Here is a 24,348-nt window from a genome sequence, read left to right on the forward strand (position 1 = left end):
GCTAAAACTCAAACTGATAGAGCAAATCGAGAGCCTGATCCACACCGGACACGGCTTCCAGATAGAGTTTAGGCATCAGGCGGTAACGCAAGGTTAACGTCGCCAGTGAATCAAATATGCCAACACCGTATTTTACCTGCAGACCCGGTAGCACATAGCCGCTGACCTGCACCTGCTGGCTGTCGCCAACACCGGCAGTATCAACAGCGAGATTGCTGACACCGAATGTCTCCCCGATTTTACCCACAACCTGCCCACTTTGTGCAACCCCTAAGCCAACAAGTGCTGAAGTGAGGGCGTTACTGTCGCCGTCGCTGCCCAATCCCTGACCGCGCAGCAGATAGGAAAGCGCTTCCTGTTGCGACATCGCCGGATCGGAGAAGACTTCCGCTTTTGGCTCATCCGCCAGGCCAGTGACGCGCAGACCCGCGGTGACGCCATCTTCGGTGGCATCCGGGTTACGGATGGCTTCCAGGTTGACGTAAGGCTGATCCGGCGGACCGGCAAACTGCAGCTCGCCTTTACGCACGATCAGATCCTGACCATAAGCGTGGAAGCGACCGGACGGAATGTTGATCTGACCGTTCAGGCCGAGTCCTGACTTATCCTGCACCATTTTCAGATCGCCATTCAGCTTCGCTTTCAGGCCAAACGCAGAGAGTCGCACATCGTTGCCGACGTGGATCACCAGATTGCTGTTAATCGGAATCGCGGCGGTTTGCGGTGCAATCGGCTTCAGCTGTTTATCCAGCAACACCTCATCCGACGAAACGCCAGTGGCGCTTTCCGGCACTTCCTGCACCGTGATGCGCGCCCATGGAATATCGACCCGGCCATCAAGGTTAAAGGCCGCTGGCGTCGCTTCAAACACCAGATCCGGCGAGACATCCATGCGCACCATCGGCGGCACGGTCACGCGAACCCGGCTGCCCTGCGCCGCAATGCGCGCACGCCAGTTGTCGAGCTGGCTCCAGTCTGCGTTACCGCTGAGGTTGATATTGCCCTGCCCGGTCTGCACCAGCCCGTTCAGGGTAGAGCTCATGCCGTTAAACACCAGATTCAGGTTGGCACTGGTCAGGTCAACCGGCATAAAGTTGCCATCCACATCCACACCCGTCAGGCCAAGCTGACCAAATACCTGCGGCTGCTGCACGCTGCCGCCCAGGCGCAGGCTGCTGTTCAGGCTGCCTTTGATCTTCTCGCCCTGCATCAGCGCCGGATTGAGCATCGCCAGCGAGACATTGCGGATGTTGACGTTACCGCCGAGCGTGCGGCGGTTTTGCGGATCGTCGATCTGCACGTTACCATCCAGCTGACCGTTATTGGCGATGCGGATCAGCCAGTCGAGCTGGGCGCGTCCGTTTCGCAGCGCGGCATTGAGGGTCAGCGTGTCAAAGGCGATCGGCAGATTGTTGCCCTGCACATCCTGCACCACTTTCACGCCGTTGCCCTTCAGCGCCACGGTACCGGTCGGCAGGCTGCCATCGGCAGTCCAGTTGACGCGCACGTCGCCGCTGAACAGGCCGCTAAGCTGAGTCGCATCCGGCATAAACGGCTTCACCATCGCCAGGTCAAAGCGATTCAGCACCACATGCGCCTTGCCTGCCGGGCCCGCTTCAACCGGCTCCGGCACACAAATTTGCGCATTGGGGTTCTGCCAGCAGTGTGGGCCGATGGTGGCCGTCTGGCGGCTGTTCAGATAGTCGATGGCCATGGCGCGGGTCAGACGCCACTCACCGACTGGCGTATCAAAGTGGGTGTCGTTCAGCGACCCTTTCCAGCGCTCCGTCTGGCGATCAAAGCTGCCGTTCAGCGCCAGCTGGCCAGAGACCGGTTTGCCCTGCACATTGAGCTTCAGCTGATGCTGATGCTCATTGCCGTCCGCGTTCAGCGTCAGCAGGCTGATGTTCAGCGCATCCTGCTTCAGCTGCTCGACGCGCAGTTGCAGTTTACCCGCCACCTGCTCGCCGGAACGGACGTCGCCATTCAGGGTGACGCGATTGATCTGCATCTGCTGCCAGCGCAGACCACGGGCATTAAGATCGGCCAGCAGCTGCGGTGCCTTCAGGGTACCCCGCGCTTTTATTGTGCCGTTGATGACGCCGCCCAGACCCGGCAGCGCATTGTCGAGCTGGGGTGCGTCGATACTGGCATCGAGATCCAGACTGTCGCCCAGCGCCCCTTTAACATCCAGATGGTTGCGTCCCAGCGCCAGCTTAATGCCCGGCACCGTCCACTGGTTGTAGCTGTTACCGGTCAGGGAGCCATCAGCGGTCACGGCGTTCTGTTTCACATTGCCTTTCAGCTGTAGCTGCGGCACGCTCAGTTGCCAGCTGCCACCATACAGACTGCCGCGGGTGGTGATTTTGCCATCCAGCCTTGCTGGCCAGTCGGGATACTGTTTAGCGGTATTAATTCCCGCCAGCGTCAGCTCACTGCGCCAGCTTATCGCCTTGCTCCAGTCCACCAGCGCGGTGAGATCGATATTGCCCTGCAGCGCAGCCACGCGCAGGCGGTCGAGGCTGAACTGCTCAACGTTGCCTTTACCCGTCAGCGAGATCGTCGCCGGTGGTACAGATTCACCCTTCACGGCAGTCTGCAGCGACATCACATAGTCGGTGGCTTTGCCTTTGAACTGATAGTCCAGGTTATCCGCCTGATACGCTACCGGACCGGTCAGCGGCCAGCGTAACTGCGGACTGGTCAGCTTCAGTGACAGCGGCAGTCCCGCCACCGCCAGCTGGGTCGTGGCGTCCAGCTGCGCATTCACCGGACCGGAGAGGTTCAGCCCCATCTTCAGCTCGTCGCGCATCGCGCCATTAAGTTTCAGCGCGAGCTTTTCGCCTTTAATCGGATCGGTATTCACTGTGCCGTTAAGGGAGAAATCGACCGGCCAGTTATCCGCCAGCGTCGCCTGACCGCTACCCTTCAGGTTGCCGAGGTTCGAGTCCACCTCCAGCGTGCTGAGCTGCATCTGACGATCGGCGGTTCTGGCTTTCAGCAGCAACCGGCTGACGGAAATATCGGTGTCGCCGGTAATGCGCAGCTGTTCACCCAGAATCTGCTGCACCTCAATATCCAGCGGCAGACGGAAATCAGGCATCTCAGGCAGTAGGGGTTGCGCAAACATCGCCTGCAGCGTTTCACCCAGCGGTTTTTCAGCGGGATGTGGCTGCTGGACTTTCGGTTCTACCACCTCGTCATTGACCACTTTCGCCGCTTTCGGCAACGCAATCAGCAGGCTTTGAATATGGGTCGGGTTCAGCGTCAGCGCACGATCCTGCCACTGCAGGCCGGTGGTGAAGTCGAGCAGCGATATTGCGGTGTCATCAACTTTGACATTGATATTGTGCAGGCCAAAGTGACGCAGCGTGATGGGGTATGGCGTGCTGAGGTTAGTGTTGCCACTCTCCTCTTCCGGCGCTGGTGCCGCTGGCGTCATTTTCTTGCTGTCGACCACCACGCTGATATCGCGCAGGGAGACATCGTTAACGCACACGGAGGAGTGCAGCAGGCAGTTGAGATCCACCGCCAGATGAATTTGCCCGGCATCGACGCTGACGCCGGGCATTTCGTAACGCAGACCGTTAAGGGTCAGGTTACGCCAGCCCCCATCGACCTGCTTGATTGACAGGCCCGGCACCCAGCGCGACGCACCTTTGAGCACTAAATGCAGCCCAGGCGTGGTACCGATTAAAAATGCCACCCCACCCAACAGCACGACCAGAAAGATCAGAATGCCGATCAGGACCTTTTTCCACAGCTTCATAGTTCTGGCCCCAGCCCTACGTAAAATTGTAATCCATGCTCTTCGTCATCCCCGATGGGTCTGGCGATATCAAATTTGATTGGGCCAACCGGTGAAGACCAGCGCACGCCGACGCCCGCACCGGTTTTGACGTTACTTTGCTTGATGTCGTTAACCGCTTCGCCCGAGTCGACAAACACCGCGCCCCACCATTTCCCGGTGACGTTGTACTGATATTCCAGCGATCCGGTGGCGAGTTTTGATGCACCGGTGAGTTTGCCGTCATCATCGCGCGGTGAAATATTTTTGTATTTGTAGCCACGAATACTGCGGTCACCACCGGCAAAGAAGCGCAGATCCGGCGGCACTTTGTCGAAGTTGTTGGTTTCGATCCAGCCCAGATTGCCACGTGCCACAAAGCGATGACTGTCGCCAAGGGTACGGATCCAGACGTTTTGCGCCTGCAGGATCAGGAAGTCGACGTCTGAACCCCAGGTGGTATCAGAGACGTCTGCCGAATAGCGCTGTGAATCGCCCCAGGTCGGCATCAGGCCGCCACGGGAACGGGTACGGTTTACGCTGACGCCAGGATAGAGCAGCATAGTGGTGTTGGTCACGCTGCCCTGAGTAAAGTGATCCAGGCTCCAGCGCAGGTTGACCGCCTTCTGCCAGCCACTACTGCTGTCCCAGTTGCGCGACATCGCAAGCGTCGTGGTATCCGCTTTGGTGTCGTTGAGGTCGGTGCGCTTCAGGCCGCCGGAGAAGGTGTAGTACTGCTCAAGCGGGCTTTTCAGCAGCGGTACTTTATAGCTGAGATCGACCTGCTGTTCCGGCGCGGAAACGTAGGCGCTGGCCGCCAGGCTGTGACCGCTGTCGTTGATCCACGGTTTTTTCCAGGTCCCTTTCAGGCGCGGACCGACGTCTGTGGAATAGCCGACGCCGGTTTCAATGGTGTTTTCGGTGCGGGGTGACATTACTGCGCTCAGCGGCAGCACTTTGGTCTGTCGTCCCTTGCTGAATTCCGGCGCGACCACCACCGAATTAAACCAGCCGGTGGCGGAGAGGCGGCGATTCAGCTCGGCTAAATCGCGGGAGCTGTAGTAGTCCCCCTCTTTAAACGGCACCAGGTTTTGCAGGTACTCTTCGCGAATTTGCGATCCCTGGAAAGTAACGTCGCCGAAGCGATAGCGTTCGCCACTGTCGTAGTCGATATCCCAGAACGCTTCACGCCGCTCCACCGAGACACCAAGCTGGCTTTTTTTAAACGTGCCATCGAAATAGCCGTTACGCAGTGCGAGATTAGAGAAGCCGCTTTTGAATTTGTCATATTGCCCGTGGTTAAGCTGGCTGCCCACTTCAGGGCGTCCCTGCTTCACCCAGGCTTTGTAATCCGCGTCATTGCGCGCATCGCCTTCGACCACAATCGTGCTGCCGCCGATTTTTACCGGTTCACCAGGCGTTACGTGTGCCACTAATACCGGTCGTCCCCCCTGCGCAGGCGCGGGGCGGGATTCAAAATCGATGGTGGGCTCGTAATAACCGAGCGCGCGCAGCCCCTCTTTTATCGCAACAGAAACGCGCGCGCGAAAGCGGCCATCATTCGAGACCTCATCGCTGCCGATGGTGGACAGACGCGCTCTGACATTCTTTTGCAGATCCCCGGATAAGCCGTCTACCTGTAATCGCACTGTCGCCGCCTCAAGGGCGGGCGCGGCAAGCAGCAGGCCAGCCATGCAATAAACATAAAATCGTGGCACCTGTACTCCTGTTAATCATGCCGGCCCCTTTTCCGCGGGGCGCTTATTAATCTTCTTTGCCCGCACTACCGCAACGGCAACATCCTCATCATAGCCGCACTTTATGGCAAACGGCGGAGCAACTCTGACATCTAAGTCAAATAACGGGGCTATTGTCGGTAAATGGGGTGAGCGATACAACTCCTGCGGGTCGGAATGATCAGTCCGATATGACTCACTCAGATAAATCCGAGTCTGTAACCGGCCGCTCTGGCTGCTAATGCGCCCTTAAGCAGCGGTTTGCCCTCTGGCGGCGCAATGAGCGCTCCTGCTATAATCGGCCACCACAGGCATGCCGCCTGTTTTCATTTCTGCACCGACATGTCGTTTGTTGTCGAACTGGCGCAGACATTTTTGGCACGGATAGCTTTGTTTCACGGATAAACCAACTCTGTTTGCGCTTACCCACGCTGCCCAGGCCAAAAATGACAAGTGGATAACCCTTTGGATCTCATATGTTAGATAGCTTACTTGTCATTCTGTTACTGATCGTAATCAGTGCCTTTTTCTCTCTGTCGGAGATCTCGCTGGCGGCCGCCCGTAAGATCAAACTGAAACTGCTGGCCGATGAAGGCAACGTAAATGCGCAGCGCGTGCTGAAAATGCAGGAAACGCCGGGCATGTTCTTCACCGTGGTGCAGATTGGCCTCAACGCCGTCGCCATCCTGGGGGGTATTGTTGGCGATGCGGCGTTTTCGCCGGTTTTCAGCGGCCTGTTTAACCGGTTTGTCTCGCCGGAACTGGCGGAGCAGCTCAGCTTTATCTGCTCCTTCACCATCGTCACCAGCCTGTTTATCCTGTTTGCTGACTTAACCCCAAAGCGGGTCGGCATGGTCGCACCGGAAACCATCGCGCTGCGCATCATCAACCCGATGCGTTTCTGCCTGCTGATAATGCGTCCGTTGGTGTTTCTGTTTAATGGCCTGGCTAACGTCTTCTTCCGTATTTTCAAGCTGCCGATGGTGCGTAAAGATGACATCACCTCCGACGATATCTACGCGGTGGTTGAAGCGGGTGCGCTGGCTGGCGTGCTGCGTAAGCAGGAGCACGAGCTGATTGAAAACGTGTTTGAGCTGGAGTCACGTACTGTTCCCTCCTCCATGACCTCACGTGAGAATATTGTCTGGTTTGATCTGCACGAAGATGAGACCAGCCTCAAAACCAAAATCGCCCAGCATCCTCACTCGAAGTTTCTGGTCTGCAGCGGCGATATCGACCATATCGTTGGCTATGTCGACTCCAAAGAGCTGCTGCTGCGCGTGCTGGGTAATCAGAGCATGGCGCTGAACAGCGGCCTGCAGATTCGCTCGGCGCTGATCGTGCCGGACACGCTGACCCTCTCTGAAGCACTGGAAAGTTTTAAAACCGCCGGAGAAGATTTCGCGGTGATCATGAACGAATATGCGCTGGTTGTGGGCATTATTACCCTGAATGATGTAATGACCACGCTGATGGGCGATCTGGTTGGCCAGGGTATGGAAGAGCAGATTGTGGCGCGCGATGAGAATTCATGGCTGGTTGAAGGCGGTACGCCGATTGATGACGTGATGCGCGTGCTGGACATTGATGATTTCCCGCAGTCAGGCAACTACGAAACCATCGGCGGCTTTATGATGTATATGTTGCGTAAGATTCCGAAGCGTACCGATTTTGTGAAGTTTGCTGGCTACAAGTTCGAGGTAGTGGATATTGATAGCTATCGCATCGATCAGCTGCTGGTCACCCGCATCGATGAACGACCGCCGGTGCTGAGCATGACAAAAAGCGAAGAAGAGTAGAATGACCAGCAGTCTGGACATGGACAGCGCGGAACAACCGGAATGTGACGTAGTCTGTGAGAATTGTTGGCACTGCTCAGGTTCAGAGTGACAAATAAAATGGCCTGACTGGCCAGACACTAAGGGCGCCATCGGCGCCCTTATGATTAGTTGAACTCAAGTTTGAGACGAACGACCTGGCGGTTAATTTCTGACATCACGCTCAGGTGCTGTTTGTCTTTGACGCGCGGGATTAATACTTTCCCTTTGTCGAACTCGAACGCGCCGACGTCCTTGATATACAACCTTCCTTTGAACAGCGTTTTTACATATTTCGCTATTTGTAGCGGATTATAGCGCTGGAAGATCTTCATACTGACTAACTCCTGTACATTTTTAAGCACGCTTCGCCGTTTCCAAATTTGGTTCCAGCCCATGAAGCGCGAATTCGCGATAACTATAGAACACTCAAACCTACTAATGTTCCTAAAAGTGATTTTTTTTACTGAATTGACACATCATTACAGAACACTCTGTTATCAGGCTCACACAACACAGTATAAACCTTCGTTGGTTAAGGAATTGTGGCGGCCATAACAAACCTGACACCTTTCCAGGACAGGCGCATCATCCCTGCTTACTATTGCAGTAAAATGACTAACTGGTCTGATCACTCAAGGAAATAGCAATGCGAATAATTCTGGCAGCTGTAGCGTTGTCTTTACTGATACCGGCAAGCGTGATGGCTCATGACCTCAGGCAGGATATGCGGGTACCGGCCGTTGGCGTGAACGACAAAGGCGAGCTGTTATTGCAGCAGGATAAGTTTAGCTACAAAAACTGGAATAGCGCGCAGCTCGGCGGAAAAGTTCGCGTGGTTCAGCACATCGCGGGTCGCTCATCCGCTAAAGAGATGAATGCCGCATTGATCGAGGCGATTAAGGCCGCGAAGCTGCCGCATGATCGCTATCAGACCACCACCATCGTGAATACAGATGATGCCATTCCCGGTACGGGCATGTTTGTGCGCAGCAGCGTCGAGACCAACAAGCAGCAATATCCGTGGTCGCAGTTTGTCGTCGACAGCAAGGGCAGTGTGCAGCATGCCTGGCAGTTACAGCCGGGCGGTTCCGCCATTGTAGTGCTGGATAAGCAGGGCAAGGTGAAATTTGTGAAGGATGGATCGCTGACGCAGGATGAAGTGACAAAAGTGATTACGCTGGTCACCTCCCTGCTGAAGGATTAATCGCTGAAGCCCCGGTGGGGAGAGCATCGCCCGCCGGGGTTTCAGCCTTCAGCAGGCTGGGCGCTCAGACAGCGTTAAAACAGTGAAACGCGGAAGCCAGGATTAAGGAAGGATTCGCGCGGCGCGTAGTCCAGAGTTTTACCCTGCCAGTCGTGCACATGCGCACCCGCCGCCATCGCCACGGCATGGCCCGCGCCGGTATCCCAGATGTTGGTGGGTCCGAAACGGGGATAGAGCTGCGCTTTTCCTTCTGCCACCAGGCAGAACTTCAGTGAGGATCCGGTCGCGACGGTCTGATGTTCACCTAACTGCTTCAGGTACTCTTTCATCTCATCGTCGTCGCCATGTGAACGACTTACCACCACCAGCGGAGGTCGCGCATCACGGACATGAATCTGTTCACGCTGACCGCCCTCCTCTTTCCACGCTTTGCCGTCTGCAGCGGAGTACATCACGCCCAGCACCGGCGCATAGACCACGCCCATTACCGGCTTGCCCGCTTCGATTAGCGCAATATTAACGGTAAATTCGCCGTTACGCTTGATGAACTCTTTGGTGCCATCCAGCGGATCGACCAGCCAGTAGCGCTGCCAGTGCTGACGCACCTCCCAGGCTGGCGGATCTTCTTCTGACAGCACGGGGAGATCAGGCGTTAACTTTTTGAGGCCCGCGAGGATCACCTCGTGTGCAGCGATATCTGCGGCGGTCACCGGCGAATCATCCGATTTGTGAGAAACGTCAAGCGGCGCGGCACCGTTATAGACCTGCATAATCGCGTCGCCTGCTTCGCGTGCCAGTTGGCAGATTTGCTCTAACATTTTTCACCTCATTGTGTCTGTCTGCTGCCGGATCAGCTCATCGTCAGATAGTGACATTTTAGCAGTTCCGCCTGAAGTACCCATTTACAGGCACTCCGGCGATTCAATTTATAGATATATCAATATCATAGTTACCCATTTATCGCCACGCCTGTGCCGCTACGCCTCCATCGTTTAAGAATCCGTCGCTGACCGATGCGCTAAAACGTTATACCCATCACGATTTAAAATGACTATCTGTCATGCTTTTACATTATTTTGAGATCCTTATTTATTTTGCAGCAGGAGCAAGCATGTTTAAGCCCGGAATGATGTTACTGGCACTGAGCGTTTCCGTCGCCACCCAGGCGGCGACGGTGGATTTGCGGATACTGGAAACCACCGATCTGCACAGCAATATGATGGATTTCGACTATTACAAAGACACGCCAACCGAGAAGTTTGGCCTGGTGCGAACCGCTACGCTGATCCACGCCGCACGCCAGGAAGTGAAAAACAGCCTGCTGGTCGATAACGGCGACATCATTCAGGGCAGCCCGCTGGGTGACTACATGGCGGCCAAAGGATTACGTGAGGGCGAGATCCATCCGGTCTACAAGGCGCTCAACACGCTGGATTACAGCGTCGGTAACCTCGGCAATCATGAATTCAATTATGGCCTGCCCTACCTGAAAAAAGCGCTGGCGGGCGCACGCTTTCCCTATGTGAACGCCAACGTGATTGATGTGAAGAGCGGCAAACCGCTGTTTACCCCATACCTCATCAAATCCACCACGGTGGTTGATCGCGAGGGCAAAACGCAGACCCTGAAGATAGGTTATATCGGCTTTGTGCCGCCGCAGATCATGGTGTGGGATAAAGCCAACCTGCAGGGCAAGGTACGCGTCGATGACATCACCGAAACGGCTCGCCGCTACGTGCCTGAGATGCGCGCGCAGGGCGCCGATCTGATTATCGCTATTCCCCACTCCGGCCTGAGCAGCGAGCCGTATCACACGATGGCGGAGAACTCGGTTTACTATCTCAGCCAGGTGGAAGGCATTAACGCCATCCTGTTTGGTCATGCGCATGCGGTCTTCCCCGGCAAGGAGTTTGCTGACATCAAGGGTGCAGATATCGCCAACGGCACCCTGAACGGTATTCCGGCGGTGATGCCCGGCATGTGGGGCGATCATCTTGGCGTGGTTGACCTGGTGCTGAATAATGAGGGCGGACGCTGGCAGGTGAGCAGCGGCAAAGCACAGGCGCGGCCCATCTACGATACCGCAGCGAAGAAATCGCTGGCGGCAGAGGATCCGGCGCTGGTGAAGGTACTGGCTGACGATCACCACGCCACGCGAGAGTTTGTGGCGAAGCCCATCGGCAAGTCCGCCGATGTGATGTACAGCTACCTGTCGCTGGTACAGGACGATCCGACGGTACAGATCGTCAATAATGCCCAGCGCGCCTACGTGGAGCATTTCATTCAGGGCGATCCGGATCTGGGCCGCCTGCCGGTGCTCTCTGCTGCTGCGCCGTTTAAAGCGGGCGGACGTAAAAACGATCCGGCCAGCTATGTCGAAGTAGAGAAAGGCGCGCTGACCTTCCGTAACGCGGCCGATCTCTATCTCTATCCCAATACCCTGGTGGTCATGAAAGTCACCGGTGCGCAGGTAAAAGAGTGGCTGGAGTGCTCAGCGGGCCAGTTTAATCAGATCGATCCCCACAGCACGAAAACGCAGTCGCTGATCAACTGGGATTTCCGCACCTATAACTTTGATGTGATTGACGGGGTTAATTATCAGATTGATGTGACCCAGCCCGCGCGCTACGACGCAGAGTGTCAGTTGATCCATCCTGAGGCCTCACGTATCCGTCAGCTTAGCTGGCAGGGTAAACCCGTCGATCCACAGGCGACCTTCCTGGTGGCGACCAATAACTATCGCGCTTACGGCGGCAAGTTTGCCGGCACCGGAGATAAATACATCGCCTTTGCCTCACCGGATGAGAACCGTTCCGTGGTTGCAGCCTATATCAGCGCGGAAACCAAAGCGCACGGTGAAGTTCAGCCGAAGGCGGACAATAACTGGCGGCTGGCACCGATTACCTCATCCACCCCGCTCGACATTCAGTTTGAAACGGCACCGGGTGATAAAGCGACCGGATTTATTAAGCAGCATGCGCAATATCCGCTTCAGCCCAAAGGGACAGATGCGATCGGCTTTGCTCTGTGGCAGGTAAATTTACAGCAGAAATAAGGCGGAAGAAAACGCTGCAACCGGGGGGGGTTGCAGCGTCCGGAATTACAGAATTTCCAGCAGTTCGACTTCGAAGATCAGGGTGCTGAATGGTGGGATAGAGGCACCCGCACCGCGCTCGCCATACGCGAGGTTCTGTGGGATCACCAGTTCCCATTTTGAGCCAACCGGCATCAGGGTCAGCGCTTCAATCCAGCCTGGAATTACGCCGCTTACCGGGAATTCCGCCGGTTCGCCACGGGCAACAGAGCTGTCGAATACGCTGCCGTCGATCAGTTTACCGGTGTAGTGAACGCGTACGCGATCCTGACGTGATGGGATTGGACCCTCGCCCTGCGTAATCACGCTGAACTGCAGGCCTGATTCGGTGCTGCTCACGCCTTCACGCTGCGCATGTTCCTGCAGGAACGCCTGACCTTCTGCGGCCATGGCTTCGGTGCGTTCACGACGCACGCCTTCAGCGCGTTCATGCACTTCACGCAGTGCGCGATGAACCACATCAACCGGTACGGCCGGCGAGCTCCCTTCCAGCGCGTCGCGCAGACCCGCGAGCAGTGCTTCTGGTTGCAGACCCTGCAGACCAGATTCCAGCAACTGCTGGCCAACCTGTAAACCAATACCGTAACTTGCTTGTGCTTCGACGCTGTCGAAAGAAGGGGTAGTCATCTTCGTTCCTTTCACTCTCGGATAAATTCGAACGGGCAGCATAGCAGCGCAGGCCGCTGGCGTAAAATGCCCTGCATCGCAGATGACTTTTGCCGGGGAAAGAGAAACAATAGAGCCGTCAATTTTATCAATGCTGGCAGGCACTTCGCGCCGGTATTGCCCATACTATAACTATCGGGGGGGATCACCCCCTCTATAGAACACGAATAAGAGAGCAAACATGGGCCAGATAGCCCCACGACGCCGCAGGATGCGTGCAAAATATCTTGTATCCCGGCTGCAGACCTGGCTGGCCGCACGCAGGCTAAAGCAGCCTGCCGGAGAGGAGGAACCCCGAATGGCTTCAGACACGTCATCCCGCCTGCCGACATGGCTTCAGCGTATCTGGCATTTTACCGACCACATTCGCTGGATGGACCCGCTGCCTGCGCTGCACCGCCGTGGCATTGTGGCCGCACTGGTGATGCTGCTGGTGGCGTTTCTCTGGCCCGCCAGCACGCTGCGCTATCCGGTCGAGCAGCCGGTCGCACCCCAGACGGAGAAAGAGGTGCCGATGCAGGCGGATATTTATGAGAACAACAGTAGCCGCCAGCCGTCATCCCCACCGTCTCAGCAGACGCCAAAAGCCGATTCTCAGGGTGAGTGGCGCAATCTGACCATCGCTTCCGGTCAGACGCTGGCGCAGCTGTTTCGTGATAATAGTCTGCCGGTCAATGATGTGTTTGCGATGGCGCGGGTGGAAGGCAGCGATCAGCCACTCAGCTCACTGAAAAGTGGTCAGCAGGTGAAAATCCGTCAGGATGCGCAGGGGGCTGTAACAGGTCTGACGGTGGAGGGCGCAAGCGGTCCGGTGCTGTTTACACGTCAGCCAGACGGCAGCTTTATTCGCGCGCAGTAACGTGAACAGCGGCGATTGAAAGGCACAAAAACAAAAACGCCGGCACAGGGCCGGCGTTTGTGTCGTGCTCAGTTAATAAAGATTAACCAGCAACTACTTTCACGTTCAGTTTCGCGAATACTTCGCTGTGAACCTGGAAGCTTACTTCATGCTCACCGGTAGTGCGCAGAACGCCGTTCGGCAGACGAACTTCGCTCTTAGCCACTTCAACGCCAGCTGCAGTCACTGCATCAGCGATGTCGCGGGCACCGATTGAACCGAACAGTTTACCTTCATCGCCCGCTTTAGACGTGATGGTTACAGTGCCCAGTTCATTGATTTTCTCAGCGCGTGCAGTTGCTGCAGACTGAACGTCAGCCAGTTTGGCTTCCAGTTCAGCACGGCGTGCTTCGAAGAACTCAACGTTTTTCTTAGTAGCAGGAACAGCTTTGCCCTGTGGTACCAGGAAGTTACGAGCGTAGCCCGCTTTAACGTTAACCTGATCACCCAGGGTGCCAAGGTTTGCTACTTTATCAAGCAGAATAACTTGCATTACCTTATCCTCTTAAAGTCGTTAATGGACAGTTGCCGATTACTGATGACGATCAGTGTACGGCAGCAGAGACAGGTAACGCGCACGCTTGATGCAGCGAGCCAACTGACGCTGGTATTTTGCACGAGTACCGGTGATACGGCTCGGGACAATTTTACCGCTTTCGGTAATGTAGTTTTTCAACGTTGCGATGTCTTTGTAATCGATCTCAACAACGCCTTCCGCGGTGAAACGGCAGAACTTGCGACGACGGAAATAACGTGCCATTAGGCTAGTCTCCAGAATCTATCAATTCAATCTGCTCGGCATGGAACACCACTTTGCTCTGGCCATTTCGTGCCTGATGGCAACTAATGAAACCGTCGAGTGTGAGTTGCGTGCCGACCGTTATATGTTGAGTAATCACCTGATGGGCGCTGCCGCTGATAATAACCGGCATACGACACCAGGCTTGCCGGTGAAACCCGGCCTCCTCCTGCACTGAGCGGTGCTCAAGCACGAACTGACAGTGAGGAATTCCTGACGGGCTAACTCTTCGAACCGGCGTCTTGCACACAGTGCCAGACAGGCGAAGTCGATTAACCGTCACGATGGATTACTCTTCAGAATCCCCAGCATCTGACTCATCAGCGGATTCGTTAGCAAAATCTTCGCGACGATCACGACGCTCATCTTTCGCTTTAACCATCGGCGATGCTTCAGTTACCGCGTTTTTAACGCGCATAACCATGCTACGGATAACGGCGTCGTTGAAGCGGAAGTTCGTTTCCAGCTCATCGATCGCTTCCTGCGGCGCTTCAACGTTCATCAGAACGTAATGCGCTTTGTGCAGTTTATTGATCGGGTAAGCCAGCTGACGGCGGCCCCAGTCTTCCAGACGGTGAATCGTGCCTTCTGCACCAGTGATAGCACCAGTGTAACGCTCGATCATGCCAGGAACCTGTTCGCTCTGGTCAGGATGAACCATAAATACGATTTCGTAATGACGCATCGAAATTGCTCCTTACGGATTATTCAGCCTCCTGTCGGGGTCAACCGCGGCCCATGGAAGCAAGGAACGTTATAGGCTGTGTCCCACAAAGGTTCGTTGTGACGAGCGTTTGTGGGACACAGCCTGAGAATGCGGCTGAAAAATTGACGCGTAATCATACTGGCGGCGACGGCTAAACTCAAGCGCACATTTCAACAAATGCCATCCGGCGTGCCATATACGGTAGCTTTTCGTGCTAATCATGTGAATACAGCGCGTTAAGCGGGAAAGGTTCAAAAAAGCTGATAAAGAGCTTCAGGCGGACGATCTGGCGATAATGTGCACAGTCGCTAAACTTAATGCAGACGCTACGGTTTGGCTTATCGGCGTCTAACAGAGTGTGTTCCCTGAAGTGAGGAGTCGGGCATGAAAACGTTCGTCATCGCCACTTTACTGGGTCTCTTCCTGTCTCCACCCGCTCTTGCCAGCAATGCTGACTGTGCGCAGCAGATAAGAAGTCACAGCAGCGAAGCGGCATCGGGTTATATCTACGTTAATCGGCTGGATGCGCCACAAAAGAATCCGGTCAACGCGCCTGCCAGAGCAGCAGAAAAATCGTCTGCGCACTGGTAAGTGCCGGTAAATTTACGGGCGGCAGATCCACTCTCCGCCCGCTCATTTTTATAGCTGCTGTTTAAAAAAGCTGACCAGCGCCGTCAATGCTGATGGCGTGATCTTATGTCCAATCTGTTTTTCAGACAGCGAAGTCAGATGCTGCGCCAGCCCGTTGTCACGCAGCGCCCTCTCCAGCCGTATGCTCTCCGCCCAGGGCACCACCTCATCCGCCTCACCATGCCACAACAGCAGCGGACGGTTTGCCAGTGCCTCCAGCCGGTTGCAGGGATCGTAGTCGGCCAGCGGTGCCATGCGGGCAGCAAACTGCGCTTGCTGCTCAGGCGTGTCGGCCACCAGCGGCGGAAACAGCGACTGACTGAGCTGCATAAAATAGCCCGATCCCATCAGGCAGGCGACGCTCTGAATCTGCGGATAACGTGCCATCGCGCCCAGCGCCGTCATGCCGCCCATCGACGCGCCCGCCACCGCAAAACGCTCGCTGGCGATCAGATCGTCAGCGCGCAGCGCCGATTCCAGCTGCGGCAGCTCATCAATGTTCTGTTTCAGAATCTCCCAGAAGCGACCAAGGCGTGCATCGGCATCACCGTGATAGCGCGCGCCGTGCAGATCCGCATCCGGCATCACCGCCCGGAACCCCGCCTGAGCCAGCGCGACAGCGAAGTAGGCGTAGACCTCTTTTGAAGAGGTAAAGCCGTGATAAAACAGCACGGTAGGCAGTGGCTGATGCCGTTGTCCGGCAGGCGTGGCGTGCAGGCATTCGATACCGGCCAGCGTTTCTGTGGTGAGTTCAATCATGGTCTCTCCTGAGAAGGGGCAAGGCGTGCCGATTGAGTGTACGTCTGCGGGTTAATTTACGAAATCCCCTGCTGCGTTTAGTCGCCAGATTTCGGCCTAAACTTTTCCCGCGCTTTGCCGTTGATGTTGTGTCCCCCTAACTTGATCAAAGGTAATTTATGAAGCGTCTCTCTCTCAGCGGCCTGAGTCTTGGAGTTAAGCTGTCTGTACTGACGTCTCTCAGCGTAGCGTTATTGTTGCTGGTTCTGACGCTAACCCAGAGCCACACCGCTTCGCGGCAGCTGGAAAATCTCGCCATCGATGACATGCAAAACCAGGTGCAGGGCATCAGTGAAATGGCCACCATGTTCAACGCCACTCTCACCGAAGAGGTGGCTCACTACACCAGTCTGTTTACCAGCTTCCTGCCTAAGCGCTTTAGCCTGGATGAAGGCTCCCGGGTGCAGGTCGGTGCCTTTTCGACGCCGGTGCTGCGCGCCGGGTTAAAAACGCTGAACCTCGACCAGACCGCGGTAGACGATTTCACCGAACGCACCGCCGCCGTGGCGACCATTTTTGTGCGTGACGGCGATGATTTTATCCGTATTTCTACCTCGCTGAAAAAGCAGGATGGCAGTCGCGCAATCGGTACGCAGCTTGACCGCAACGGCGCCGCCTGGAAAAGCGTCAGTCAGGGCGACGTCTATCAGGGGCTGGCGACGCTGTTCGGCCATCGCTACATCACACAATATCAGCCGGTAAAAGATGAGAGTGGCAAGGTTGTCGCCATCCTGTTTGTCGGCGTTGGCATTGATAAGCAGTATGCGCTGATGCGTGAAAAAATCCTGGCACGCAAGCTGGGTGATAGTGGTCATTTCTTTGTGCTCAACGGCACCCCCGGTAAGACGCAGGGAGAGTATCTGTTCGATCAGCACGACGAAGGAAAACGACCCGCCTGGGATAGCGCGACACTCCAGCCGCTGCTGACTCAGCCGCAGGGCATGCTGCAGGCAGAGATCAACGGCGAGCACCAGATTCTGGCCTGGCAGCAGCTGCCGGGCTGGAACTGGGTGATCGCCGGCGAAGTTAACCGTGAAAGCCTGCTCGCCCCGATTACGCATAGCCGTAACCTGTTCCTGATAACCGGACTGATTCTGGTGGTGGTCTTTGCGCTGGGGTTTGTCTGGTACAGCCGTCGGGCGATTACCCGTCCGCTGCAGCAGGTGATCCATCTGGCGGAGCAATATGCCGCCGGGAATCTGCAGGTCCATATGGATACCCAGCGTCGCGATGAAGTGGGCCAGTTGATCGTTGCGATCAACGGCATTGGCGATGGTCTGGAGAAAATCGTCAGCCAGGTGCGCGGCGCGGCGCAGGAGATCAGCGACGGCACGGACACCATCGCGGCCAGCAGTCATAACATCAGCGAGCAGATCGGGCGTCAGGCCAGCAGCGTGGAGCAGACCTCTGCCAGCATGGAGCAGTTTGGCGCGACGGTTGAACACACCGCAGACAGCCTGCGTCAGGCGATGTCACTGGTGGCCGAAGCCAGCGATATCGTCAGTCACGGCAGCCAGACGGTGGTGCGCTCGGTCAACACCATGTCGGCGATTAAGGTTTCATCACAAAGCATTGCTGATATCACCCACGTGATTGAGTCGATCGCCTTCCAGACCAATATCCTGGCGCTGAATGCCGCCGTTGAAGCGGCACGTGCCGGGGAACAGGGCCGTGGCTTTGCCGTGGTGGCCGCAGAAGTGCGTGCGCTGGCACAGCGTTCTGCGCAGGCCGCTAAAGAGATTGATGGACTGATTGCGACCTCCATCAGCAACGTGGCGGAAGGCCATCAATTATCTGAGCAGACGCGCGATGCGATGAGCGACATTGTGACCCACATCGAGCAGGTGCAGGCGCTGATGGGCGAGATCAACGTGGCGGCGCAGCAGCAGGCGGCAGGAATCGGCCAGGTTAATCTGGCGATGAACCAGATCAGCCAGGCGACTCACCAGAACAGCGAACTGGTGACACAGGCGGAAAACAGCGCGCAGAACCTGAGTGATAAAGGGCATCACCTGACCCAACTGGTCAGCGTATTCAGCCTTAAATCCTGACGCCATTCAGGGCGATGACATACACTTAATGCTTCGTCCTGAAAGAGGGTTTTGCTATGCGTTTCGCTTATTTACTGATGATAAGCCTGCTGCTGGCAGGCTGTTCCGCGCTTGAGACCACGCCAAAAGCACCGCCCGCGCCGACGCAACAGGCGCAGGAGATTTCACGGGCGCAGAGTGGTGGTTTGCCGAAACTGGGCAATATTACCGTTAATGTGCGCGGCTCACCGGATGATGCCGGGCGGGCCGTGGCCACCCGGGCTAACCAGGCCGGTGCGGCTTACTATCAGATCGTGGCGCTGAGTGAAACGGTAATGCCCGGTCTCTGGTACGCCAGCGCGATTCTTTACGGCGCATCACCTGCCACAGGCACGGGCCAGTAAACGGTCTGTGATTGCTGTCTCAAGCGGGCGGGAGCCACGCCGATCGAGCCACTGCTGGCACCATGCATCCGCCAGCGGCGGTTCGCCATATTTCAGTAGCTGAGCGCCGGTCGCAAGCTGCAGCAGCGTGCGGGTCACCTCGCGCGCCTGCTCTTCGGGGACTTTGCTTATTCGCAGCCGTAACTGACGCCAGCGCGCATCGAAATGACGATTACTCCCTTTCACCGCTTCAAATTCCTGACTCAGCATCTCCGAAACCTCTGCCTGACGGGTGAGCACGCGCAGTACGTCAAGACACATCACGTTGCCCGACCCTTCCCAGATGCTGTTGACCGGTATGTCACGATAGAGGCGCGGCAGCTCGCTCGCTTCGCAGTAGCCGATGCCCCCCAGCACTTCCATCGACTCCGCGACGAACGGGGCACCCGCTTTGCAGATCTGATATTTTGCAGCCGGAGTGAATAAGCGGGCAAACGTGACCTCATGCGGTTTTGCCGGTTGTGACCAGGCGCGCGCCAGCCGCATCAGCAGCGCGGTTTGTCCCTCCAGCTGCAGCGCCTGCTGTGCCAGAACCTGACGCATCAGCGGCTGATCCACCAGGTTTTTCCCCATCACCTGGCGCTGATGTGCATGCCAGAGTGCCACCGAGAATGCACGCCGCATCTGGCCATGACTGCCGAGTGCGCAGTCGAAGCGCGTCATACCGCCCATTTTAAGGATGAGCCGCACGCCTTCGCCCTCTTCTCCCAGCAGCCAGCCGGTCGCATCGCGAAACTCCACCTCACAACTGGCATTTGAGCGATTACCCAGCTTATATTTAAGCTGCTCAAGCTGGATGGCGTTGCGTGACCCGTCAGGCAACAGGCGCGGCAGGAAGAAACAGCTTAATCCGGCGGGCGTCTGCGCCAGCACCAGATGCGCATCGCTCTGCGGCACCGAGAAGAACCATTTGTGGCCGGTCAGCCGGTAGGCTTCACCCGGGCCGCGCGCCCCCAGCGGCTCGGCCCGGGTGGTGCTGGTGAGCAGATCGCTGCCGCCCTGTTTTTCCGTCATGCCCATACCAATCAGCAGACCCCGTTTCTGGTCGCCGGGCTGCGCATGGGTATCGTAACGATCGCTGAGCAGCGGATCGAGCCAGCCTTCGAACGCGGCAGGCAGATAAGTCTGCAGCAGTGGAATGGCCGCGTGCGTCATGGTCACGGGGCAAAGCGTGCCCGCTTCAACCTGCGCATGCAGAATAAAGCGCGCAGCGCGCGCCACGCTGGCCTGTTCACGTACTGTGGGATGCCAGCTGAGATTATGCAGGCGGCTGGCGCAGACACCCTGCATCAGCAGGTGCCAGGCGGGGTGAAAACGGACTTCATCCATCCGTACGCCACGGGCGTCGTAGCGCAGCAGTTCAGGTGGCTCCGCGTTGGCGAGCCGGCCCAGTTCCAGCGACTCGGCGCTGCCCAGCTGTCGGCCTACCGAAGCCAGCCACTCCCGATCCCATCCGGCGCCTTCGCGTGACAGTGCCTCGCCGAGCGGCGTATCAGACAGGAACAGGTTGCTGTTGCTCAGAGGATGGGGCTGATTAAAAACGGTGTGTGTTGTCCAGGTCATAACCACTCCTCGCGGATGTCACTCAGTAAGTATACCCGTCGTCTTTCAAGCTGCATTTTTGTTGGCTGCGTTCACTCACCCGAATCACTTACTCATGTAAGCTCATCGGGATTCGTTCTCTTGCCGCCTCAATGCAACCCGAAATCCTTTGGGTATATACGAATGACGCGCAGTTATGCCTGGTACAGAAACTAATTTGTGGCGAGGATCACATCGGGGATCAGGCGTTGCGCTGACGCACTGCTTCAAACAGGCAGACACCCGTAGCCACCGAGACATTCAGCGAAGAGACGCTGCCGGCCATCGGAATGCTGATCAGCTCATCGCAATGCTCACGGGTCAGACGACGCATGCCTTCCCCTTCCGCGCCCATCACCAGCGCCATCGGACCGGTCATTTTGCTCTGGAAGACGGTATGGTCAGCTTCACCTGCGGTACCGACAACCCAGATGTTGTACTCCTGCAGCAGACGCAGGGTACGTGCCAGGTTGGTGACGCGGATCAACGGCACATTTTCTGCCGCGCCGCTGGCCACTTTTTTGGCCGTTGCATTCAGGGGCGCAGAGCGATCTTTCGGCACGATAATCGCGTGCACACCGGCCGCATCGGCACTGCGCAGGCAGGCACCCAGATTGTGCGGATCGGTGACCCCGTCCAGCACCAGCAGGAAGGGTTTCTCCAGGCTCTGCAGCAGATCCGGCAGGTCGCCTTCCTGATACTGACGACCCGGTTTTACCCGCGCCACAATACCCTGATGCACACCGCCTTCAACCTGGCTGTCGAGCCACTTGCGCTCGGCCAGCTGAATCACGACCCCCTGAGCTTCCAGCGCGGCGACCACGGGTTGCAGGCGACGATCGTCGCGGCCTTTGAGGATAAAGACTTCCTGGAAACGTTGTGGATCACGTTCCAGCAGCGCCTGCACGGCATGGATACCAAAAATAATTTCGCTCATCGATCTGCTCAGTGTTTGGAAATGAATGAATGACCGCCCTTTCTCAGTGAGAAAGGGCGGGTGCGCGCATCAGTCAGGCTGCGCCTTTTTTCTGGCGCGCTTCGCCCGGGTGGCGGCGGCGATTTTACGGGTTTTTTCCGAGACGTTTTTACTTTTATTCTCGGTATTTGCAGCGGCGGGCTTGCCCTTGTCGCCCCGGAAAGCGGCGTCCGGCTCGAAGTTGGACTTCTTGCTCGCATCACGACGGCGTTTCGCTGGCGCTTTGTCGTCACGCTTCGCCCGGTCACGTGCGGTTTTGCCTTCACCACGTACCTGACGCTGGCTGGAGATCAGGGCAAAGTCGATTTTACGCTCATCCATATGGACGGCTTCAACACGCACTTCAACCGTGTCACCCAGACGATAGGTGCGACCGCCCGATTCACCGATCAGACGCTGACCTACCGGGTCAAAACGGTAGTAATCGTTGTCGAGCGTCGAAACGTGGACCAGACCATCAATGAACAGATCGCTTAAGCGTACAAAGAAGCCAAATCCGGTCACGCTGGAAATGACGCCGTTGAAGACGTTGCCAACCTGATCCTGCATGAAGTCACACTTGAGCCAGTCCGCGACGTCACGGGTCGCTTCATCGGCGCGGCGTTCGGTCAGGGAACAGTGCAGGCCCAGTTGCAGCATCTGCGGCATCTCGTAGTGATAGCCGCCGGTTGCTGTCGTCATATCTTTGGCGACGCTGCGATCTCTCGGCATCAGGTATTTAATGGCGCGCTGTACCAGGCCTTTACCTTCATCCTGCTCTTTTGCCAGCAGATATTTGATGGCGCGATGCAGCGTCAGATCCGGATAACGACGGATTGGCGAGGTAAAGTGCGCATACGACGAGAGCGCCAGACCAAAGTGACCGCGGTTTTCCGGATCGTAAACGGCCTGCTTCATCGAACGCAGCAGCATGGTTTGCAGCATTTCCGCATCAGGACGATCGGCAACCTGCTTCAGCAGCGCCGCATAGTCGATTGGCTGCGGTTTATTACCACCAGGCAGGCTCAGTCCCAGCTCGTTGAGCACGGTACGGAAGCTCTTGATGCTTTCGTCGGTCGGGCGATCGTGATCGCGGAACAGCGCCGGTTCCTGATTTTTCTCAACGAAGCGTGCCGAGGCGATGTTCGCCAGGATCATGCACTCTTCGATCAGCTTATGGGCGTCATTACGTGACACGCGCTCAACACGCTCAATACGGCGCTCGGCGTTGAAGATAAACTTCGCCTCTTCCGTTTCAAACGAGATACCGCCGCGCTCTTCACGAGCGGCTTCCAGCGCATGATAGAGGTTGTTCAGCTCTTCAAGGTCTTTAACCAGCGGCGCATACTGCTGGCGCAGCTCTTTGTCGCCCTGCAGGATGTTCCAGACTTTGTTGTAGGTCAGACGCGCATGGGAGTTCATCACCGCTTCGTAGTGCTTGAAGCCGGTCAGTTTACCTTTGGTCGAGATGGTCATCTCGCACACCATACAGAGGCGATCGACCTGCGGGTTAAGCGAACATAAGCCATTCGACAGCACTTCCGGCAGCATCGGCACAACCTGCGACGGGAAGTAGACCGAGGTTCCGCGCTGATGCGCTTCGTCATCCAGAGGGGTGCCAGGACGGACGTAATAGCTGACATCCGCGATAGCTACCCACAGACGCCATCCGCCACCGCGCTTCTTCTCACAGTAAACAGCATCATCAAAGTCACGGGCATCTTCACCATCGATGGTGACCAGCGGCAGCTTACGCAGATCGACGCGGCCTTTTTTGGCCTCTTCCGGGACTTCTTCTTTCAGTTTGCTGACCTGAGCTTCCACTTCCGGCGGCCAGGTGTGCGGGATTTCATGCGTACGCAGCGCCATATCCACGGCCAGGCTGGTACCCATATCATCGCCCAGAATCTCGGCGATTTTACCGATCGCTTTGCTGCGACGGTTCGGACGCTGGACCAGCTCAACCACCACCACGGAACCCATGCGGGCATTCATCGTCTCTTCAGGCGGGATGAGGATGTCAAAACTCAGGCGACTGTCGTCCGGCACTACGAAGCCAGCACCGGCATCGGTAAAGTAACGGCCAACGATCTGATTGTTGCGGGGTTCCTGCACCCGGACCACGCGCGCTTCGCGGCGGCCTTTGCGATCGGCACCCAGCGGCTGCGCCAGGATCACGTCACCGTGCATACAGAATTTCATCTGTTCTGCGGAAAGGTAGAGGTCATCTTTCTGACCTTCTGCCCGCAGGAAGCCGTAGCCATCGCGGTGGCCAATGACTTTACCGCGCAGGAGATCAAGACGTTCTGGCAGGGCATAACACTGACGGCGGGTGAACACCAGCTGACCATCACGCTCCATGGCACGAAGGCGGCGACGCAGCGCCTCAAGGTGTTCTTCTTCCTGCAGATTCATCTCTTCAGCCAGCTCTTCGCGGCTGGCCGGTTTTTCACGTTTTTCTAACAGAGCCAGAATAAATTCACGGCTCGGAATAGGGTTTTCGTATTTTTCAGCTTCTCTATCCTGAAAAGGATCTTTTGACATAGCGGTTCCTCCGATGTCATTTAATATTTATTTCCACCGGCGATCTGGACAAGATGATCTCATAAAGTGGTGTATTTCCTTCGACCAGATCTGCCAACGTATAGCTATCCAGCTCCTGCAAAAATCGCTGCACCGCATCATGTAACGCCTGCTTCAGACGACAGGCTGGCGTGATGGAACAGGACGCGCAATCCACTAATTGTAGTGGTTCCATCTTACGTACCACATCGCCAATGACAATCTGACGAGCTGGCATACCCAGACGAATGCCCCCGTTTTTACCACGCGTTGCGGCGACATAGCCCGCCCGGCTCAGCTGATTGATAATTTTGACCATATGATTACGGGACAAACCATAAGTGTTCGTCACTTCCGTAATATTGGTCTGCTGACCTTCCGGCAACGATGCCAGATAAATCAGTGCCCGTAAGCCATAATCAGTAAAACTCGTGAGCTGCACAGTAACCTCAGTGAACCTTCAGGCGCGGCATGACCTTATTCGCCCTGTGATTGATGCCAGGATTAAATCGGATCGCCATTCGATTAGCTACGATGATAAACCAGAGTCTGTCTGGCCGTGCGCTTTTTTAAGCCAGCAGAAGGTTTGACAAGCGAAGGGAGGTTAAGTGGCATCAAAGAATGGAAAAACAAGGGCCG

At 56.4% G+C, this 24,348-nt stretch carries 21 protein-coding genes; 7 read left to right on the forward strand and 14 right to left on the reverse strand.

All coding sequences use genetic code 11. From position 1 onward, the window contains the following. Position 1 precedes the first annotated feature (1 nt). Both tamB and tamA read right to left on the reverse strand, forming a co-directional pair. Positions 2–3,769 (reverse strand): autotransporter assembly complex protein TamB, encoded by a 3,768-nt coding sequence (gene tamB, locus PAG01S_RS10250; protein ID WP_062758506.1) that lies wholly within the window; start codon positions 3,767–3,769, stop codon positions 2–4. Then, positions 3,766–5,481 carry an autotransporter assembly complex protein TamA gene (gene tamA / locus PAG01S_RS10255; protein ID WP_170933480.1) on the reverse strand — a complete coding sequence of 572 codons (1,716 nt, stop codon included), beginning with the start codon at positions 5,479–5,481 and terminating at the stop codon, positions 3,766–3,768. The genes tamB and tamA overlap by 4 nt, the downstream gene beginning before the upstream one ends. 518 nt (positions 5,482–5,999) lie before the next feature. On the opposite strand from tamA, the gene paeA reads away from it, so the two are divergent. Beyond that, a complete protein-coding gene (gene paeA, locus PAG01S_RS10260; RefSeq protein WP_010256442.1) occupies positions 6,000–7,322 on the forward strand; it encodes a polyamine export protein PaeA in 1,323 nt (440 codons plus the stop codon). 146 nt (positions 7,323–7,468) lie between these two features. On the opposite strand, the gene PAG01S_RS10265 is transcribed toward paeA, so the two are convergent. Beyond that, the gene (locus tag PAG01S_RS10265) at positions 7,469–7,675 is read right to left on the reverse strand and encodes a DUF1107 domain-containing protein (RefSeq protein ID WP_003855513.1); all 207 of its coding nucleotides are present in this window, start codon (positions 7,673–7,675) and stop codon (positions 7,469–7,471) included. Between the two features lie 314 nt (positions 7,676–7,989). On the opposite strand from PAG01S_RS10265, the gene PAG01S_RS10270 reads away from it, so the two are divergent. Next, positions 7,990–8,547: a YtfJ family protein gene (locus tag PAG01S_RS10270; protein WP_062758511.1), complete on the forward strand. Its 558-nt coding sequence runs from the start codon at positions 7,990–7,992 to the stop codon at positions 8,545–8,547. 74 nt (positions 8,548–8,621) lie between these two features. Here the strand turns inward: PAG01S_RS10270 and cysQ are convergent, their stop codons facing one another. After that, a complete protein-coding gene (gene cysQ, locus PAG01S_RS10275) occupies positions 8,622–9,365 on the reverse strand; it encodes a 3'(2'),5'-bisphosphate nucleotidase CysQ (RefSeq protein ID WP_010256437.1) in 744 nt (247 codons plus the stop codon). A 293-nt stretch (positions 9,366–9,658) separates the two neighbouring features. On the opposite strand from cysQ, the gene PAG01S_RS10280 reads away from it, so the two are divergent. Then, positions 9,659–11,602: a bifunctional 2',3'-cyclic-nucleotide 2'-phosphodiesterase/3'-nucleotidase gene (locus PAG01S_RS10280; protein ID WP_062758513.1), complete on the forward strand. Its 1,944-nt coding sequence runs from the start codon at positions 9,659–9,661 to the stop codon at positions 11,600–11,602. Between the two features lie 45 nt (positions 11,603–11,647). Here the strand turns inward: PAG01S_RS10280 and bamJ are convergent, their stop codons facing one another. After that, positions 11,648–12,268, reverse strand: coding sequence for a BamJ family beta-barrel-assembly machinery protein (gene bamJ, locus PAG01S_RS10285; RefSeq protein WP_062758515.1), 621 nt, complete (start codon positions 12,266–12,268; stop codon positions 11,648–11,650). A 220-nt stretch (positions 12,269–12,488) separates the two neighbouring features. On the opposite strand from bamJ, the gene PAG01S_RS10290 reads away from it, so the two are divergent. After that, the gene (locus PAG01S_RS10290; protein WP_155724510.1) at positions 12,489–13,166 is read left to right on the forward strand and encodes a LysM-like peptidoglycan-binding domain-containing protein; all 678 of its coding nucleotides are present in this window, start codon (positions 12,489–12,491) and stop codon (positions 13,164–13,166) included. A gap of 82 nt (positions 13,167–13,248) precedes the next feature. Here PAG01S_RS10290 and rplI read toward each other — a convergent pair whose 3' ends face one another. Genes rplI through rpsF form a run of 4 tightly spaced genes read right to left on the reverse strand, consistent with a single transcriptional unit; the run spans position 13,249 to position 14,689 of the window. Then, positions 13,249–13,698: a 50S ribosomal protein L9 gene (rplI, locus tag PAG01S_RS10295; RefSeq protein ID WP_010256429.1), complete on the reverse strand. Its 450-nt coding sequence runs from the start codon at positions 13,696–13,698 to the stop codon at positions 13,249–13,251. Between the two features lie 39 nt (positions 13,699–13,737). Continuing rightward, positions 13,738–13,965: a 30S ribosomal protein S18 gene (gene rpsR / locus PAG01S_RS10300; protein WP_002210155.1), complete on the reverse strand. Its 228-nt coding sequence runs from the start codon at positions 13,963–13,965 to the stop codon at positions 13,738–13,740. Positions 13,966–13,969: 4 nt separating this feature from the next. Further along, positions 13,970–14,287, reverse strand: a complete 318-nt coding sequence (gene priB / locus PAG01S_RS10305; protein WP_010256154.1) for a primosomal replication protein N — start codon at positions 14,285–14,287, stop codon at positions 13,970–13,972. Positions 14,288–14,293: 6 nt separating this feature from the next. Further along, positions 14,294–14,689, reverse strand: coding sequence for a 30S ribosomal protein S6 (gene rpsF, locus PAG01S_RS10310; RefSeq protein WP_003855334.1), 396 nt, complete (start codon positions 14,687–14,689; stop codon positions 14,294–14,296). A gap of 405 nt (positions 14,690–15,094) precedes the next feature. Between rpsF and PAG01S_RS10315 the strand changes: the two genes are divergently transcribed. Further along, on the forward strand, positions 15,095–15,301 hold the full coding sequence (locus PAG01S_RS10315; RefSeq protein ID WP_010256150.1) for a hypothetical protein: 207 nt from the start codon (positions 15,095–15,097) through the stop codon (positions 15,299–15,301). A gap of 48 nt (positions 15,302–15,349) precedes the next feature. Here PAG01S_RS10315 and yjfP read toward each other — a convergent pair whose 3' ends face one another. Then, a complete protein-coding gene (gene yjfP / locus PAG01S_RS10320) occupies positions 15,350–16,099 on the reverse strand; it encodes an esterase (RefSeq protein ID WP_062758521.1) in 750 nt (249 codons plus the stop codon). Positions 16,100–16,257: 158 nt separating this feature from the next. On the opposite strand from yjfP, the gene PAG01S_RS10325 reads away from it, so the two are divergent. After that, positions 16,258–18,189 (forward strand): methyl-accepting chemotaxis protein, encoded by a 1,932-nt coding sequence (locus PAG01S_RS10325; protein WP_010699801.1) that lies wholly within the window; start codon positions 16,258–16,260, stop codon positions 18,187–18,189. 56 nt (positions 18,190–18,245) lie between these two features. Next, the gene (gene bsmA / locus PAG01S_RS10330) at positions 18,246–18,572 is read left to right on the forward strand and encodes a biofilm peroxide resistance protein BsmA (protein WP_010699802.1); all 327 of its coding nucleotides are present in this window, start codon (positions 18,246–18,248) and stop codon (positions 18,570–18,572) included. Here the strand turns inward: bsmA and PAG01S_RS10335 are convergent. The 4 genes from PAG01S_RS10335 to nsrR all read right to left on the reverse strand — a co-directional run bounded on the left by PAG01S_RS10335 (position 18,546) and on the right by nsrR (position 24,151). Then, positions 18,546–20,174: an isovaleryl-CoA dehydrogenase gene (locus PAG01S_RS10335; RefSeq protein WP_062758524.1), complete on the reverse strand. Its 1,629-nt coding sequence runs from the start codon at positions 20,172–20,174 to the stop codon at positions 18,546–18,548. The genes bsmA and PAG01S_RS10335 overlap by 27 nt on opposite strands. 220 nt (positions 20,175–20,394) lie before the next feature. Further along, positions 20,395–21,129 (reverse strand): 23S rRNA (guanosine(2251)-2'-O)-methyltransferase RlmB, encoded by a 735-nt coding sequence (gene rlmB / locus PAG01S_RS10340; protein WP_010256134.1) that lies wholly within the window; start codon positions 21,127–21,129, stop codon positions 20,395–20,397. 69 nt (positions 21,130–21,198) lie between these two features. Then, the gene (rnr, locus tag PAG01S_RS10345; RefSeq protein WP_010699805.1) at positions 21,199–23,691 is read right to left on the reverse strand and encodes a ribonuclease R; all 2,493 of its coding nucleotides are present in this window, start codon (positions 23,689–23,691) and stop codon (positions 21,199–21,201) included. 16 nt (positions 23,692–23,707) lie between these two features. Next, positions 23,708–24,151, reverse strand: a complete 444-nt coding sequence (gene nsrR / locus PAG01S_RS10350) for a nitric oxide-sensing transcriptional repressor NsrR (RefSeq protein ID WP_010256130.1) — start codon at positions 24,149–24,151, stop codon at positions 23,708–23,710. Positions 24,152–24,348 lie beyond the last annotated feature (197 nt).

The sequence above is a fragment of the Pantoea agglomerans NBRC 102470 genome (assembly GCF_001598475.1).
GTDB lineage: Bacteria > Pseudomonadota > Gammaproteobacteria > Enterobacterales > Enterobacteriaceae > Pantoea > Pantoea agglomerans.

Coding starts and splice junctions, on each gene's coding strand:
- tamB (WP_062758506.1), bottom strand. CDS start 3,769: ATGAAGCTGTGGAAAAAGGTCCTGATCGGCATTCTGATCTTTCTGGTC.
- tamA (WP_170933480.1), bottom strand. CDS start 5,481: ATGGCTGGCCTGCTGCTTGCCGCGCCCGCCCTTGAGGCGGCGACAGTG.
- paeA (WP_010256442.1), top strand. CDS start 6,000: ATGTTAGATAGCTTACTTGTCATTCTGTTACTGATCGTAATCAGTGCC.
- PAG01S_RS10265 (WP_003855513.1), bottom strand. CDS start 7,675: ATGAAGATCTTCCAGCGCTATAATCCGCTACAAATAGCGAAATATGTA.
- PAG01S_RS10270 (WP_062758511.1), top strand. CDS start 7,990: ATGCGAATAATTCTGGCAGCTGTAGCGTTGTCTTTACTGATACCGGCA.
- cysQ (WP_010256437.1), bottom strand. CDS start 9,365: ATGTTAGAGCAAATCTGCCAACTGGCACGCGAAGCAGGCGACGCGATT.
- PAG01S_RS10280 (WP_062758513.1), top strand. CDS start 9,659: ATGTTTAAGCCCGGAATGATGTTACTGGCACTGAGCGTTTCCGTCGCC.
- bamJ (WP_062758515.1), bottom strand. CDS start 12,268: ATGACTACCCCTTCTTTCGACAGCGTCGAAGCACAAGCAAGTTACGGT.
- PAG01S_RS10290 (WP_155724510.1), top strand. CDS start 12,489: ATGGGCCAGATAGCCCCACGACGCCGCAGGATGCGTGCAAAATATCTT.
- rplI (WP_010256429.1), bottom strand. CDS start 13,698: ATGCAAGTTATTCTGCTTGATAAAGTAGCAAACCTTGGCACCCTGGGT.
- rpsR (WP_002210155.1), bottom strand. CDS start 13,965: ATGGCACGTTATTTCCGTCGTCGCAAGTTCTGCCGTTTCACCGCGGAA.
- rpsF (WP_003855334.1), bottom strand. CDS start 14,689: ATGCGTCATTACGAAATCGTATTTATGGTTCATCCTGACCAGAGCGAA.
- PAG01S_RS10315 (WP_010256150.1), top strand. CDS start 15,095: ATGAAAACGTTCGTCATCGCCACTTTACTGGGTCTCTTCCTGTCTCCA.
- yjfP (WP_062758521.1), bottom strand. CDS start 16,099: ATGATTGAACTCACCACAGAAACGCTGGCCGGTATCGAATGCCTGCAC.
- PAG01S_RS10325 (WP_010699801.1), top strand. CDS start 16,258: ATGAAGCGTCTCTCTCTCAGCGGCCTGAGTCTTGGAGTTAAGCTGTCT.
- bsmA (WP_010699802.1), top strand. CDS start 18,246: ATGCGTTTCGCTTATTTACTGATGATAAGCCTGCTGCTGGCAGGCTGT.
- PAG01S_RS10335 (WP_062758524.1), bottom strand. CDS start 20,174: ATGACCTGGACAACACACACCGTTTTTAATCAGCCCCATCCTCTGAGC.
- rlmB (WP_010256134.1), bottom strand. CDS start 21,129: ATGAGCGAAATTATTTTTGGTATCCATGCCGTGCAGGCGCTGCTGGAA.
- rnr (WP_010699805.1), bottom strand. CDS start 23,691: ATGTCAAAAGATCCTTTTCAGGATAGAGAAGCTGAAAAATACGAAAAC.